We start from the raw sequence: 14,572 nt of genomic DNA, 5'->3' as shown, positions 1-14,572 counted from the left end.
CAGCCCACACTTTCGTTTTCAGAAAAAATGAAATAAAACGAAAGTCCACAGATATTGTCGGGTAGAAGCATCCATGTTTTTCTCATCACGTCAGCTTGATATCATCGACCTCGCAAAATCCGAGGGCAAGGTCAGCGTCGACGATTTGGCCTCGCGATTTTCAGTCACGGCGCAGACGATCCGCAAGGATCTGAACGATCTTTGCGAAGCCCGCGCACTGACACGAATCCATGGCGGCGCGATCTTTCCCAGCAGCACGGAAAATGTGAAATACGAAGCGCGACGCTCGATTGCAGCCGCGGAAAAACAGGCTATAGGACGCGCAGCAGCCGAAATCATTCCCAATAAATCATCACTGTTCATCAACATCGGCACAACCACCGAAGCGGTCGGCGAGGCATTGGTCGAACATGAAGAGCTGATGGTCATCACCAATAACATCAATGTTGCCAACAGATTACGCATATATCCCGGTATCGAGGTCGTGATCGCCGGTGGCGTTGTGCGCGGTACAGATGGCGGCATTGTCGGCGAGGCCGCCGTGGACTTCATCCGCCAGTTCAAGGTGGATTATGCTGTAATCGGCGTATCGGCTATCGACAGGGATGGCGCTCTGCTCGATTACGACTTTCGCGAGGTCAAGGTGGCGCAAGCGATTATCGCCAATGCACGCCATGTCATTTTGGTGTCCGACTCCAGCAAATTCGACCGTACAGCACCGGTCAGAATCGGCCATCTCTCGCAGGTGCACACCTTCATCACGGACCACTGTCCTCTTGAATCCATAAAAGCAATCTGCACGGAAAACGACGTTCGTTTGATGGAAACCGAACGGTCGAAGCCTGAAAACTGAAACGATTAACATTCGTTTGACATTCACTTTGTTTTCATTTTAACTCACCCCAATTTCGAATTCCAAGAATAAGCGGCGAAAAGTCGCGCTAGGGAGATTGACGTGACGGAGCAGGCGGTTCGCGATATTTTCGTGATCGGTGGAGGCATCAACGGATGCGGCATTGCCCGTGACGCCGCAGGTCGCGGCTATTCCGTAACCCTTGCCGAGATGAACGACTTTGCCTCGGGCACCTCTTCAGGCGCAACCAAGCTCATCCACGGTGGTCTTCGCTATCTCGAACATTACGAGTTCCGCCTTGTACGCGAAGCGCTGATGGAGCGCGAAGTTCTCTGGGCCATGGCCCCGCACATTATCTGGCCGATGCGATTCGTTCTGCCGTTTCACAAGGGTGGCATCCGTCCGGCTTGGCTCATTCGGCTTGGTCTTTTCCTCTATGATCATCTGGGTGGTCGCAAGCTGCTGCCAGCCACGAAATCCCTCGACATGCGCCGCGATCCGGCAGGCAAGCCGTTGAAGCCACTCTTCACCAAAGCCTTTGAGTATTCCGATGGCTGGGTGGATGACGCTCGCCTCGTCGTTCTGAATGCGCGGGATGCTGCCGACCGTGGCGCAGACATTATGAGCCGCGCCAAGGTAACGTCGGTTCGCCGCGAAGGCGCATTGTGGAATATTGATGTAAAGGATACGGCGACCGGCACGGTCAAGACCATTCAGTCGCGCATGCTGGTCAACGCATCAGGCCCTTGGGTGGACAATGTTTTGTCCAACGCGGCAGGCAAAAACCAGGTTCACAACGTCCGGCTGGTTCAGGGCAGCCACATCATCGTGAAAAAGAAGTTCAACGATGTCAGGGCCTATTTTTTCCAGAACCCCGACAACCGCATCATTTTTGCGATCCCCTACGAGACGGATTTCACGTTGATCGGCACAACTGATCGGGATTATACGGGCGATCCGGCAGATGTGAAAATCAGCGGCGAAGAGACGGATTATCTGTGCAACGCCGCCAGTGAATACTTTGCCGAGCCGGTCACGAAAGACGATATCGTCTGGACCTATTCGGCGGTGCGCCCGCTGTTTGACGACGGTGCGTCCAGTGCGCAGGAAGCAACACGCGACTACGTGTTGAAGCTTGAAAATGCTGATGGCCAGGCGCCTCTTCTCAACGTGTTCGGAGGCAAGCTGACAACCTATCGTCGCTTGGCGGAACACGCGTTGGAGAAGGTGGCAGAAGCTATTGGCGAAAAGGGCAAGCCTTGGACGGCCAAGAGTTCGCTTCCAGGCGGCGACTTCGCAGCGACCGGCTATGAAGCGGAGGTCAAAAAGCTCAGCGCAAAATATAGCTTTCTATCCGAGCGTCAGGCGCGCAGACTGGTGCGTCTCTATGGAACGAAGGCAAATGCGATCCTGGGAAATGCGGCGAGCACGGAGGCGCTTGGACAGCATTTCGGTGGCGATCTCTACGAGTGCGAAATCGAGTGGTTGATACGGCAGGAATGGGCCAGAAGCAGCGACGACGTGCTGTGGCGCAGAACAAAGCAGGGGCTACATTTCTCCAAGGAGGAAGTGGTCGCGCTGGATACTTACATGGCGACAGCTATCGCCGCTTGATGCGTGCCGTGTTTGGCAAGCGTTTGAAACTTTGAAGCAGATTTCTTGCAGGTTGGGAGGCCTCGGGACAGCATGCTGGAATTGCGCAATATCGCCAAGATGGTGGGTGGTGATTACCACATCCACCCAACCAATCTGACCCTCAAGCGGGGCACGCTGAATGTGCTGCTGGGGCCGACGCTTTCTGGAAAAACATCGCTGATGCGGCTGATGGCCGGTCTGGACAAACCGACCGAGGGGCAATTGCTGTTCGATGGCACTGACGTGACCGGCAAGCGTGTACAGGATCGCAGCGTCGCCATGGTGTACCAGCAGTTCATCAACTATCCGGCGCTCACCGTTTACGAAAACATCGCCTCCCCGATGCGCATCGCCAAAAAGGACAAGGCAACGATCGATCGGGAAGTGCGCCGCGCTGCCGACATGCTGCGGCTAACGCCCTATCTCGACCGTACGCCGCTGAACCTCTCCGGTGGACAGCAGCAGCGCACGGCGCTGGCCCGCGCGATTGTGAAGAATGCCAGTCTCGTTCTGTTGGACGAGCCCTTGGCCAATCTCGATTACAAGCTGCGCGAAGAGTTGCGTGAGGAACTGCCGAAGATCTTCGCGCTATCAGGCGCTATCTTTGTCTACGCAACGACCGAGCCATCCGAAGCGCTGCTTTTGGGCGGCAACACCGCAACCATGCACCAGGGGCACATCGCCCAATATGGCAGCACCATCGAGCTCTACAGAAACCCGGTCGATCTCGTCTCGGCCAAGACGTTTGCCGACCCGCCGCTGAACATCATCACCGTGACGCGTGCGGGCGGCTCGTTTCTGCTCAACGGCGAGCCAGCGTTTCCGGTGCCTGCGCATCTTTCGAGCATTGCCGATGGCCCCGTGACTTTGGCGTTCCATCCCCACCACCTTTATCCGTCACCGTCGCATGGCGGCGCGGTCAAGCTGGCTGCAAAGACGCTGATCTCGGAAATCGCCGGTTCGGAAAGCTTCGTACATCTGGATTACGCAGGCAACCGCTGGGTCATGCTGACGCGCGGTATTCTCGATATCGAACCGGACCGTCAGGTCGATGTCTACCTCGATACCTGCCATCTGATGGCGTTCGATGCGAATGGCCGCTCACTTGCGACCCCGCAACAAGCAGCCGCGTGAGGAGAAGAGATCATGGCACGCATCAGTCTCGATCATATCCGCCACGCCTACAACGCCAAAGCCAAGGCAGCCAACGATTATGCTTTGAAGGAGGTGGATTACGAGTGGAGCGATGGTGGTGCCTATGCGCTGCTCGGCCCATCCGGCTGCGGCAAGACCACTTTGCTCAACATCATTTCCGGCCTGATCCATCCATCAGATGGCCGCATTTTGTTCGATGGCAAGGACGTGACGAACCTGCCGACGGAGCAGCGTAACATTGCGCAGGTGTTCCAGTTTCCGGTGATCTACGACACCATGACGGTCTACGACAATCTGGCCTTTCCACTGCGCAATCGCGGCGTAGCAGAGACGGATGTGGATCGTCGCGTCAACGAAATCCTTGAGATGATCGACCTTGGCGCGATGGCAAAGCGTCGCGCCAATCGCCTGACAGCGGACCAGAAGCAGAAGATTTCGCTGGGCCGAGGCCTCGTCCGCGACGATGTCAACGCCATCCTGTTCGATGAACCTTTGACGGTGATCGACCCGCATATGAAATGGGTGCTGCGCTCTCAGTTGAAGCGGCTGCACAAGCAGTTCGGTTTCACCATGGTCTATGTCACGCATGACCAGACCGAAGCGATGACCTTCGCCGACAAGGTCGTCGTCATGTATGACGGCCAGATTGTGCAGATCGGCACGCCCGCTGAATTGTTCGAGCGACCAAGCCACACCTTCGTCGGTTACTTCATCGGTTCGCCCGGCATGAATTTCATGCCGGTATCACTGGATGGCGCACAGGCGAAAATAGGCGATCAGCATGTCTTGCTGGACGCAGCACCGAGCGTAACGTCCGGCGCAAAAACCGAACTCGGCATCCGCCCGGAATTCATCTCGCTGGGTCGCGACGGGATGCCGGTGAGCATCAGCAAGGTCGAGGATATCGGGCGCCAGAAGATTGTCCGCGCCAGCTTTGCCGGACATCCGCTGACCGTCGTGGTACCTGAAGATGGCGATATTCCTTCAGAGCCGCGCGTCACCTTCGATCCGAAAGCCATCGGCATTTACGCCGATAGCTGGCGCGTTGGCACGGGAGTCTGAGCCATGGAAAAAACGTTCAACAACAAGGCGTGGTTTCTGGTCATCCCGGTTCTGATCCTGGTGGCATTTTCCGCCGTCATTCCATTGATGACGGTCGTCAACTACTCGGTTCAGGATACGTTCGGCAACAACCAGTTCTTCTGGGCCGGAACGGACTGGTTCGTGCAGATGCTGCATTCGCCCCGCTTCTGGGATGCGCTGATGCGCAACCTGATCTTCTCCTTCGTCATTCTGGCGATCCAGATTCCGCTTGGCATTCTGATCGCGCTCAACATGCCGAAGACAGGCTTTGGCGTGCCGGTCTGCCTCGTGCTGATGGCGCTGCCGCTTCTTATCCCGTGGAACGTCGTTGGCACCATCTGGCAGGTCTTCGGGCGCGTCGACATCGGCTTTCTCGGCCATTACCTGTCCATGCTTGGCATCGACTATAATTATACGCAGGACCCGGTCGATGCCTGGGCCACCGTCATCATCATGGATGTCTGGCACTGGACGAGCCTTGTCGTATTGCTGTGCTATGCTGGTCTGGTCTCCATACCCGATGCCTATTATCAGGCGGCGCGTATCGATGGCGCATCGCGCTGGTCGGTCTTCCGCTACATTCAGTTGCCGAAGATGAAGCGCGTGCTGTTGATTGCCGTTTTGCTGCGCTTCATGGACAGTTTCATGATCTACACCGAACCCTTCGTCGTGACCGGCGGCGGTCCTGGTAACTCCACCACATTCCTCTCCATCGACCTCGTGAAGATGGCCGTCGGCCAGTTCGATCTGGGTCCGGCAGCGGCGATGTCGATCATCTACTTCCTGATTATCCTCGCTTTGTCGTGGATCTTCTACACCGTCATGACCAACAGCGACGAACAGGCTTGAGAAAGGAGACCATCATGAGCAATTCAAAATCCATCGCCCGCTTCTCCTTCCTCATCCCGACGATCTACATCCTGTTCTTGCTGCTGCCGATCTATTGGCTGGTGAATATGAGCTTCAAGGAGAACGGTGAAATTCTTGGTGCTTTCTCGCTGTGGCCGCAGAACCCGACGCTGCGAAACTACACCATCATCTTCACCGATCCTGCTTGGTACAACGGCTACATCAACTCCATCATCTATGTGGTGATGAACACGGTCATCTCGGTTGCCGCCGCTCTGCCCGCCGCTTATGCCTTCTCGCGTTATCGCTTCCTTGGCGACAAGCACCTGTTCTTCTGGCTCTTGACGAACCGCATGGCACCCCCTGCTGTCTTCGCCCTACCGTTCTTCCAGCTGTATTCCGCTTTCGGTTTGATCGACACGCATATCGCGGTCGCGATTGCCCACTGCCTGTTCAACGTTCCCTTGGCGGTGTGGATTCTCGAAGGCTTCATGTCGGGCGTGCCGAAAGAGATCGATGAAACCGCCTATATCGACGGCTATTCTTTCCCGCGCTTTTTCGTGAAGATCTTCATGCCTCTGATTGCCAGCGGCATCGGTGTCGCGGCCTTCTTCTGCTTCATGTTCTCGTGGGTCGAATTGCTGCTGGCCAGAACATTGACGACAACAGCGGCAAAGCCGATCGCCGCCACCATGACCCGCACGGTCTCAGCCTCCGGCATGGATTGGGGCGTGCTGGCAGCAGCTGGTGTGCTAACCATCATTCCCGGCGCGCTGGTCATATATTTCGTCCGAAACTACATCGCCAAGGGCTTTGCCCTCGGCCGCGTCTGAGAAAGGAGAAGCATCATGAATTTTTCCTGGATGGCATGGACGCTGCCAACGGCGCTGTTTTTTCTCACCATTCTGCTGCTGCTGATCGGTATGGCAGTTTGGGAATATATCTCGCCTGGCGGCAATCCGCGCATCGGCATTCTCCGGTTCGAGACGACACGCGGCGACCGCCTGTTTGTTTCGCTGCTGGGTTCGGCATTCATCCACCTCGGTTGGCTCGGCCTCGTCGGCCCCGGCCTGTGGTGGGCACTGGCTCTTTCGGTCGTCTATGCGATTGGCGTGTTCCGCTTCGTATAGGCTGGCTGACGGGAATACCGGGAGGGAGGACCGCCCGGATATACATCTACGCAATCGCAAAACCTTGGGAGGATTATTATGCGAATGCATCTTTTGACGACGACGGCAGCGGCGCTGCTGGCAATAACCGGCGTGGCAAACGCCGGAATGAACGAGGCCAAGACCTTTCTGGACAAGGAAATCGGTGATCTCTCGAGCCTTTCCCGCGCCGATCAGGAAAAGGAAATGCAATGGTTCATCGATGCTGCAAAGCCTTTTGCCGGCATGGATATCAAGGTCGTCTCGGAAACGCTGACGACGCATGAATACGAGTCCAAGGTCCTGGCGAAAGCCTTTACCGAAATCACCGGCATCAAGCTGACGCACGATCTGATCGGCGAAGGCGACGTGGTCGAAAAACTGCAAACACAGATGCAGTCTGGCGAAAACATCTATGACGCCTACATCAACGATAGTGACCTGATCGGCACCCATTGGCGTTACCAACAGGCCCGCAACCTGACGGACTGGATGGCCAATGAAGGCAAGGACGTGACCAATCCCGGTCTCGACCTGAAGGATTTCATCGGCACCAAATTTACGACAGCACCGGATGGCAAGCTTTACCAGCTTCCAGACCAGCAGTTCGCGAACCTCTACTGGTTCCGGTATGACTGGTTCAACGACGAAAAGAACAAGGCTGATTTCAAGGCGAAGTATGGCTATGAGCTGGGCGTTCCCGTCAACTGGTCGGCCTATGAAGACATCGCGGCCTTCTTCACGGGTCGTGAAATCAACGGCAAAAAAGTCTATGGCCATATGGATTACGGCAAGAAAGACCCGTCGCTCGGCTGGCGCTTCACCGATGCCTGGCTGTCCATGGCTGGCAACGGCGACAAGGGCTTGCCGAACGGCCTGCCGGTCGATGAATGGGGTATCAAGGTCAACGAGAAATCGCAGCCGGTCGGCTCCTGCGTTGCACGTGGCGGTGACACCAACGGACCTGCCTCGGTCTACGCGATCCAGAAATACCTCGATTGGTTGAAGGCTTACGCGCCTCCAGCAGCGCAAGGCATGAACTTCTCCGAATCCGGCCCGGTCCCCGCGCAGGGCGAAGTCGCGCAGCAGATCTTCTGGTACACGGCGTTCACCGCTGACGCGGTCAAGAAGGGTCTACCGGTGGTGAACGAGGATGGTACGCCGAAATGGCGCATGGCCCCTTCCCCGCATGGCGTTTACTGGAAAGACGGCATGAAGCTTGGCTATCAGGACGTCGGCTCATGGACGCTGATGAAGTCTACACCTGATGACCGCGCCAAAGCCGCGTGGCTTTATGCTCAGTTCGTGACCTCGAAGACCGTCGACGTGAAGAAGAGCCATGTTGGCCTGACCCTCATCCGCGAATCCTCGATCAACCACGAGAGCTTCACCAAGCGCGCCAAGGATCTCGGCGGCCTGATCGAGTTCTACCGTTCGCCAGCCCGCGTTCAGTGGTCGCCAACCGGCACCAATGTTCCTGACTATCCAAAGCTGGCACAGCTGTGGTGGCAGGCAGTTGGTGACGCCTCGTCGGGTGCAAAGACCGCGCAGGAAGCCATGGACTCGCTCTGCGCCGAACAGGAAAAGGTCATGCAGCGTCTGGAACGTGCAGGCGTTCAGGGCGAGATTGGACCGAAACTGGCTGAAGAACACGATCTTGAATACTGGAACAAGGACGCCGCCTCGAAGGGCAACCTTGCACCACAGTTGAAGATCGCCGAAGAAAAAGAAAAGCCGATGACCGTCAATTACGATGAGCTGGTCAAGAGCTGGCAGAAATAAGTCTGCTGCGACGAACGATCCGGGGGCGGTTTTCTGCCCCCGGTTTTTTGCGAGCATATGACGGATGCCCAGCCCGACTGCGTCATCCCCCCGGGGATTGGCTTGAGAATTTGTACACGTTCAAGCGGGGTATGAGGCAAGCCTTGTCCTGCTCCAACCTGTAGATCCACAGTGAATACGATATACTTAAGAGCCTCTTCAAGAAGGCCGATATCGCCCGGGCCTTCTTGTCATGAGCTTGATCATTGCGGTGTGTATGAGGCGAGGCCTGGTGCTGAAAAGCACTCGAAATCTTGGATGAACCGGTGATCGATGCCAGGAGAAGGTTCGCCGATGCCGCAACGCGCTCCGCGTAAACAATCCACGCATACGCGCCTTAACTTCACGCAGCGATGATGCCCACAGTTCCAACATTGTCTCGATCGATGCATCCTTCATCCACGGCCTCCCAATCATGGAGACACATGGATTCAGAACGTGTAAAAGTACGCAACCGTAGTGTTAAGCGTTATCTCGCTTGAATATCCAATCGTGATCCGGATGGTTTTCGAACCGCCATTTGCGCATCGGTCCCGCCATGACGTTCAGATAATACATTTCGTAACCATAGGGCGCACCGCAAGGGTGATGGCCTTTTGGCACAAGCACCACATCGCCATCCGATACCGCCATGGTTTCATCCAGCGAGCCATCTTCGGTGAAGACCCGCTGAAAGCCAAAGCCTTGGGCCGGGTTGAGGCGGTGATAGTAGGTTTCTTCCAGGTAGGTCATGTCCGGGAAATTATCCTCGTCATGCCTGTGCGGCGGGTAGGACGACCAGTGGCCGGAGGGGGTGAAGACCTCTGTCACCAGCAGGCTATCGGCCACATCGCGGTCTTCCATCGCAATCGGGAAGATGTAGCGCGTGTTGGCACCCTTGCCGCGCTCACTCAGCGAAATACCGGTGGGGCCGATGACCTGCGCTTCACGCCCTGGTTTGGCGGGTGCCGTGCAGACGCCGATGGTGCAATCGGTTGTCGCAGTAACCGACCATGAGGAGCCAGCCGGAATATAGACACAGTGCGGCGGCTTGCGCTCGAACACATTCATACGGTCGCCAAGTTCGCCGAAGTTTTTGTCTTCGGATGAGACCTCCGCTTTGCCTTCGACCAGCACCAGAATGACTTCCGTATCGCCGGTTTTCTCGGTCGCGGCCTCACCCGGTTTCAGCCGGTAGAGACCGAAACCGACATAGCCCCAATCGGCACTTTCAGGTGTGATGTCGTGGACCTTGCCGGTTGTCCCGGTCGGCTTGCACAGCAGATTGGCCATGGTCGTCTCCTTGTTTCAGGCTTTGTCCAGTCCAGCGTCCCTCGCGAAAGCGCGCAAGGATTTCAGGCCAAGACTTTGATACTCAAACGGGTTGCGCACGTCAGGGTCCTGCTCGGCCTCGATCACCAGCCAACCGCTATAGTCATGCTCGGCGGCAATTTTCAGCACGGGTAAAAAGTCGACGCCGCCGTCTGCGTCACCCGGAACGGTGAAGACACCCCGACGCACGCCTTCGAGGAATGACAGGTTTTCGTCACGAACCTGCTGGGCGATCACGGGGCGAACGTTCTTCGCGTGAATATGGCCAACCCGGCCCATGTGCTTTTTCGCAAGCCGCTCCGGGTTCCCGCCGCCAAACAGCGTGTGGCCCGTGTCGAGCAGCAGCTTGGTATGCGGGCCGGTATGCTCCATCAAACGGTCGATCTCGTCTTCGCTTTCGATGATCGTGCCCATGTGGTGGTGGTAGACGAGTGCGATACCCTGCTCTGCAGCAAACGCTGCCAGCGCCTCGACACCTTCGCCGAATACCTTCCAGTCGCTATCGGCAAGTTTGGGACGATCATTAACCGGCTTGTCGTCGTCGCCATGAATGGCGTTCGAAGTTTCGCAGACGATAATGACCTTCGAGCCCATGGCCTTGAGCAGATCGAGCGCAGGCTGCATGGCCACTTTTTCATCTTCGATGGAGTTGGTCAGCAGGTTCAGCGAATGCCAGCCTGAAACGAAACGCAGATTGCGCGGCTCCAGCACGGATTTCAGAGCATCCGGTTCTTGAGGAAACTTATGGCCCTTCTCGATGCCATCGAAACCGATTTTCGATGTTTCATCCAGGCATTGGTCAAGGCTGATATGGGCACCCAGCGTGCGGTCGTCGTCATTGCTCCACGCAATGGGGTTCGTGCCGTAAAGGATCATGATGACTGTCTTTCCTTCAACGCGGCTTCATAAGCTGCGCGTGCATTGTTGACTTCTTTACGCTGCGAAACTTCCGGCACCGCGACATCCCACCAATAACCACCGGCATCCGGCGTCGGATAAGGGTCGGTATCGATGACGATCGCCGTTGTCACCGTCGCCTCGCGCGCCGCATTCAACGCTATCTCCAGCTCCGCAATCGATGACACCTTGTGGGCATCGGCGCCCATGCTGGCAGCGTGGGCGGTAAAGTCGATGGCGATGGGGTTTGTGTGGTTGCTGTGGGCGTAGAGATTGTTGAACTCCGCACCGCCGGTGCCCATCTGCAACCGGTTGATGCAGCCGTAGCCTCTGTTATCGGTGATGACGAGGGTGATCTTCACACCCATCGCAACGGCGGTCGCCAGTTCCGAATTCATCATCATGTAGGAACCATCACCCACCATGACGATCACATCACGATGCGGCTGCGCCATCTTGATGCCGAGGCCACCGGCAATCTCGTAGCCCATGCAAGAAAAGCCGTATTCCATGTGGTAGGAGAGTGGCAGCTTGGCCTTCCACAGCTGGTGCAGCTCTCCCGGCATGGTTCCAGCCGCACACATGACAACGGTATCGTCACGAGAGGCCCGCTGCACCGCGCCGATAACCTGCATGTCCGTCGGCAGACTGTTGGCGTCGGTTGGCGCAGCCGTCACGGCATCCGCCTTGGCAAACCACCCCTGTTTCAGACCAGCATCAGGTGCCGTGAAACGATGACTTCCCAAAGCTTGTGCCAGCTTTTCCAGCCCCACTTTCGCATCCGCCGTCAGGCTGATGGCATTGTGCTTTGCGCTGTCATAGGGCTGGACATTCAGCGCCAGCAACTTGCGTTCAGGGTTCTTGAACAGCGCCCAGGAGCCGGTGGTGAAATCCTGAAAGCGGGTACCGATACCGAAGACGAGATCGGCCTTTTCGGCAATGGCATTGGCGCTGTCTGCACCGGTAACACCAACCGGGCCGAAGTTCAGATCATGGTCCCAAGCCAGCGCAGATTTGCCAGCCTGCGTTTCAATGACCGGGATGGAATGACGCTCAGCAAAAGCTTTCAACGTCTCTGTCGCGCCCGAAAAATGCACGCCACCGCCAGCAACGATCACCGGATTCTTAGCCGCCTTCAAAGCGGCAACGGCCTCCTCGAACTCTGCAATATCGGGTTCAGGACGGCGTTGACGCCAGACTTTTTTCTCAAAGAAGCTTGCCGGATAGTCGTAGGCTTCCGCCTGCACGTCCTGACAGAATGCCAGCGTCACCGGACCACAATCAGCAGGGTCGGTCAGGGTGCGCATGGCACGAGGCAAGGCGGTGAGAAGTTGTTCAGGCCGCATGATGCGGTCGAAGTACCGGCTGACGGGTTTGAAGCAGTCATTGGCGGACACGGTGCCGTCACCGAAATCCTCGATCTGCTGCAACACCGGGTCGGGGCCGCGATTGGCAAAGACATCACCGGGGATCAACAGAACCGGCAGGCGGTTGACATGGGCGAGCGCAGCAGCCGTCACCATGTTCAAAGCGCCGGGGCCAATGGAGGACGTGACCGCCATGGCACGGCGACGGCCGAGTTGCTTGGCGTAAGCGATGGCGGCATGCGCCATGGATTGTTCGTTCTGGCCGCGATAGGTTGGCAGTTCATCGCGGATGCCATAGAGCGCCTCTCCTATGCCAGCCACGTTGCCATGGCCGAAAATCGCCCAGACACCGGCAATATAGATCTCGCCATCTTCGTTCATCTGCGCGGCCAGATAGCGAACCATCGCCTGCGCTGCCGTCAAACGTATTGTCGTCACGCGACCTCTCCCTTGTTCTTTGCGGCACGCGCCTCATCCCAGATGCGGCACAGAGCGCTATAACGTTCAGCCATTTGCTTCACGGCCTCCTCGCCGCTTATCTGACCTGCCAACCAGGCACGGCCCGCATCCGCAAAGATCGTGCGACCGACAGCAAAGCCTTTCACCAGATCAAAACCGGCAGCCAGACGGAAACTGGTCTCAAGCTCGGCCTGAGGCGCGTCCAGACCCAGCACCACGATGCCGCGCACATAAGGGTCCTTGCGCTCGACCGCTTCGCATGCGTTTTTCCACGCCGCTTCGCTTTTCATCGGTTCCAGCTTCCACCAATCGGGATAGACGCCGATCTCATAGAAACGGTCGATAATTTTTGCATTCGTCGTGTCATCCACCGGTGCCACCTTGGACGGAATGATCTCCAGCAGTAGCTCCAGTCGGTTGCGACGGGCGGCCTGGAACAGGCGTATGACTGTCGCTTCCTGTTCTTTGCGCAACTCTTCGGAATCGTCAGGATGATAGAAGCACAGAACTTTGACGACATTGTTGGCGGGCCACTCGCTAAGGCCGCCGAAATCAAGACCGAGTTCCGGCTCCAGCGTCAACGGGCGAGAGCCCGGCCATTCCACCGGCCTGCCGACCCACAGATTGGTGCCGCTTGCTTCGTAAAGCGCCTCACGGCCAAGACGGCTATCGCAGAGGATGCCATAGCCGGCTTCACCGCCGGACACCTGAAGGGCTGCTTTCAGGCAAAGCTTCTTGAAGTCGCCGATCTTGGCGTGGTCAACGCCCGCCTCATCCGCCATGGCTTCCAGTTGCATGCGGTGGTCGAAGGCGAAGACGCGCATGGTGCTCCAGTCACCCTTGCGGTTGGTGGCCCAATGCACCTGCTCCAGCGCTTCATCCTTGCGCAACGCCTTGTTTTTGATGCCGGTGCGGAAGAAATATTGCAGCTCTTCCCAGCTCGGATAAGCGGGCGTGCAGCCGTGCCGAGAGACGGCAAAAGCACCGCAGGCATTGGCAAATTTGAGCGTTGTCGGCCAGTCTTCGCCACGCAGCCAACCCCGGAAGAGGCCCGCCATAAAGCCATCGCCAGCACCCAGCACGTTGAAAACTTCGATCGGGAAACCCTCACCGGATTCGCCGTCATCAAGACTGGCTGGAATATCTGCCGGGAAAACCGAGGCACCCATCGGCCCGCGCTTGCAAACCAGTGTCGCGTCGGAAACCTTGCGAACGGCCCTCAGCGCTTCCAGCGTATCGGTCGAGCCACCGGCGATGTGGAATTCCTCTTCCGTTCCGACGATGAGGTCGAAGAGGTGCAGCGTCGATTGCAGTTTGGCTGTCACCTTCTCGGATTCCACGAAGCGGCTCTCGCCATCGCCATGCCCTGCAACGCCCCAGAGGTTGGGCCGATAATCGATATCGAGCGCTGTCTTCGCGCCGCTTTCCCGCGCAATGCGCAGCGCCTTCAGAACGGCGGCTTCCGTTTTCACATTGGACAAGTGCGTGCCGGTGGCGCAGACGCAAGCCGCATCCGCAATGAAGGCAGGATCGATATCGTCTTCGCACAGTGCCATGTCAGCGCAGTTTTCGCGATAGAAAATCAGTGGGAACTGCGACTGGTCGCGAATTCCAAGCAGCACCAGCGCCGTCAAACGTTCCGGGTCAGTCTTCACGCCCTGGATGTCGACACCCTCGCGCACCAGTTGCTCGCGGATGAAGCGGCCCATATGTTCGTCGCCGACGCGGGTGATAACGGCGGTCTTCAGACCCAACCGCGCACCACCGGCGGCGATGTTTGTGGGGGAACCGCCGATATATTTGTTGAAGGAGGACATATCCTCCAGACGGCCGCCGACCTGGGCACCGTAAAGATCGACCGACGAACGGCCAATCGTAATGAGATCAAGCTTTTTCACGACCGTCCTCCCTCGCTGTAAGGCGAAACCTAGATATGGAATGACACTCCAAAATCATTCCATTTCAGGCATTCCATTTCAGGCTATTTTTGGACT

At 57.2% G+C, this 14,572-nt stretch carries 12 protein-coding genes and 1 pseudogene; 8 read left to right on the top strand and 5 right to left on the bottom strand.

The genetic code is table 11. The annotated features are described in order from the left end of the window. The first annotated feature begins 73 nt into the window (after positions 1–73). The 8 genes from RMR21_RS20645 to RMR21_RS20610 all read left to right on the top strand — a co-directional run bounded on the left by RMR21_RS20645 (position 74) and on the right by RMR21_RS20610 (position 8,505). A complete protein-coding gene (locus tag RMR21_RS20645) occupies positions 74–853 on the top strand; it encodes a DeoR/GlpR family DNA-binding transcription regulator (RefSeq protein ID WP_498671279.1) in 780 nt (259 codons plus the stop codon). Between the two features lie 102 nt (positions 854–955). Further along, the gene (gene glpD, locus RMR21_RS20640; protein ID WP_498671278.1) at positions 956–2,467 is read left to right on the top strand and encodes a glycerol-3-phosphate dehydrogenase; all 1,512 of its coding nucleotides are present in this window, start codon (positions 956–958) and stop codon (positions 2,465–2,467) included. 72 nt (positions 2,468–2,539) lie between these two features. Next, positions 2,540–3,622, top strand: a complete 1,083-nt coding sequence (locus RMR21_RS20635) for an ABC transporter ATP-binding protein (protein WP_498671277.1) — start codon at positions 2,540–2,542, stop codon at positions 3,620–3,622. Positions 3,623–3,634: 12 nt separating this feature from the next. Then, positions 3,635–4,705 carry an ABC transporter ATP-binding protein gene (locus RMR21_RS20630; protein WP_498671276.1) on the top strand — a complete coding sequence of 357 codons (1,071 nt, stop codon included), beginning with the start codon at positions 3,635–3,637 and terminating at the stop codon, positions 4,703–4,705. Between the two features lie 3 nt (positions 4,706–4,708). Then, a complete protein-coding gene (locus tag RMR21_RS20625; protein WP_112501503.1) occupies positions 4,709–5,575 on the top strand; it encodes a carbohydrate ABC transporter permease in 867 nt (288 codons plus the stop codon). A 14-nt stretch (positions 5,576–5,589) separates the two neighbouring features. Then, the gene (locus RMR21_RS20620) at positions 5,590–6,408 is read left to right on the top strand and encodes a carbohydrate ABC transporter permease (RefSeq protein WP_178111639.1); all 819 of its coding nucleotides are present in this window, start codon (positions 5,590–5,592) and stop codon (positions 6,406–6,408) included. A 15-nt stretch (positions 6,409–6,423) separates the two neighbouring features. Then, complete coding sequence (locus tag RMR21_RS20615; protein ID WP_498671275.1) at positions 6,424–6,705, top strand: DUF2160 domain-containing protein; 282 nt, start codon at positions 6,424–6,426, stop codon at positions 6,703–6,705. Positions 6,706–6,783: 78 nt separating this feature from the next. Next, entirely contained in the window at positions 6,784–8,505 is a 1,722-nt protein-coding gene (locus tag RMR21_RS20610; protein ID WP_498671274.1) for an ABC transporter substrate-binding protein, read from the top strand. A gap of 292 nt (positions 8,506–8,797) precedes the next feature. Here the strand turns inward: RMR21_RS20610 and RMR21_RS20605 are convergent. The 5 genes and pseudogenes from RMR21_RS20605 to RMR21_RS20585 form a co-directional block, all read right to left on the bottom strand. Next, a pseudogene (locus RMR21_RS20605) lies at positions 8,798–8,961 on the bottom strand (IS701 family transposase); the annotation flags it as partial. Positions 8,962–9,006: 45 nt separating this feature from the next. Beyond that, on the bottom strand, positions 9,007–9,816 hold the full coding sequence (gene iolB, locus RMR21_RS20600) for a 5-deoxy-glucuronate isomerase (RefSeq protein ID WP_498671273.1): 810 nt from the start codon (positions 9,814–9,816) through the stop codon (positions 9,007–9,009). Positions 9,817–9,831: 15 nt separating this feature from the next. Continuing rightward, on the bottom strand, positions 9,832–10,731 hold the full coding sequence (iolE, locus tag RMR21_RS20595; RefSeq protein ID WP_498671272.1) for a myo-inosose-2 dehydratase: 900 nt from the start codon (positions 10,729–10,731) through the stop codon (positions 9,832–9,834). Beyond that, complete coding sequence (iolD, locus tag RMR21_RS20590) at positions 10,728–12,557, bottom strand: 3D-(3,5/4)-trihydroxycyclohexane-1,2-dione acylhydrolase (decyclizing) (protein WP_498671271.1); 1,830 nt, start codon at positions 12,555–12,557, stop codon at positions 10,728–10,730. Before iolD ends, iolE begins: the two co-directional genes overlap by 4 nt. Further along, a complete protein-coding gene (locus tag RMR21_RS20585; RefSeq protein ID WP_498671270.1) occupies positions 12,554–14,476 on the bottom strand; it encodes a bifunctional 5-dehydro-2-deoxygluconokinase/5-dehydro-2-deoxyphosphogluconate aldolase in 1,923 nt (640 codons plus the stop codon). Before RMR21_RS20585 ends, iolD begins: the two co-directional genes overlap by 4 nt. Between the last annotated feature and the right edge of the window lie 96 nt (positions 14,477–14,572).

Source organism: Agrobacterium sp. rho-8.1, from assembly GCF_033957725.1.
GTDB lineage: Bacteria > Pseudomonadota > Alphaproteobacteria > Rhizobiales > Rhizobiaceae > Agrobacterium.
This window is presented reverse-complemented; position numbering and strand designations above follow the sequence as displayed.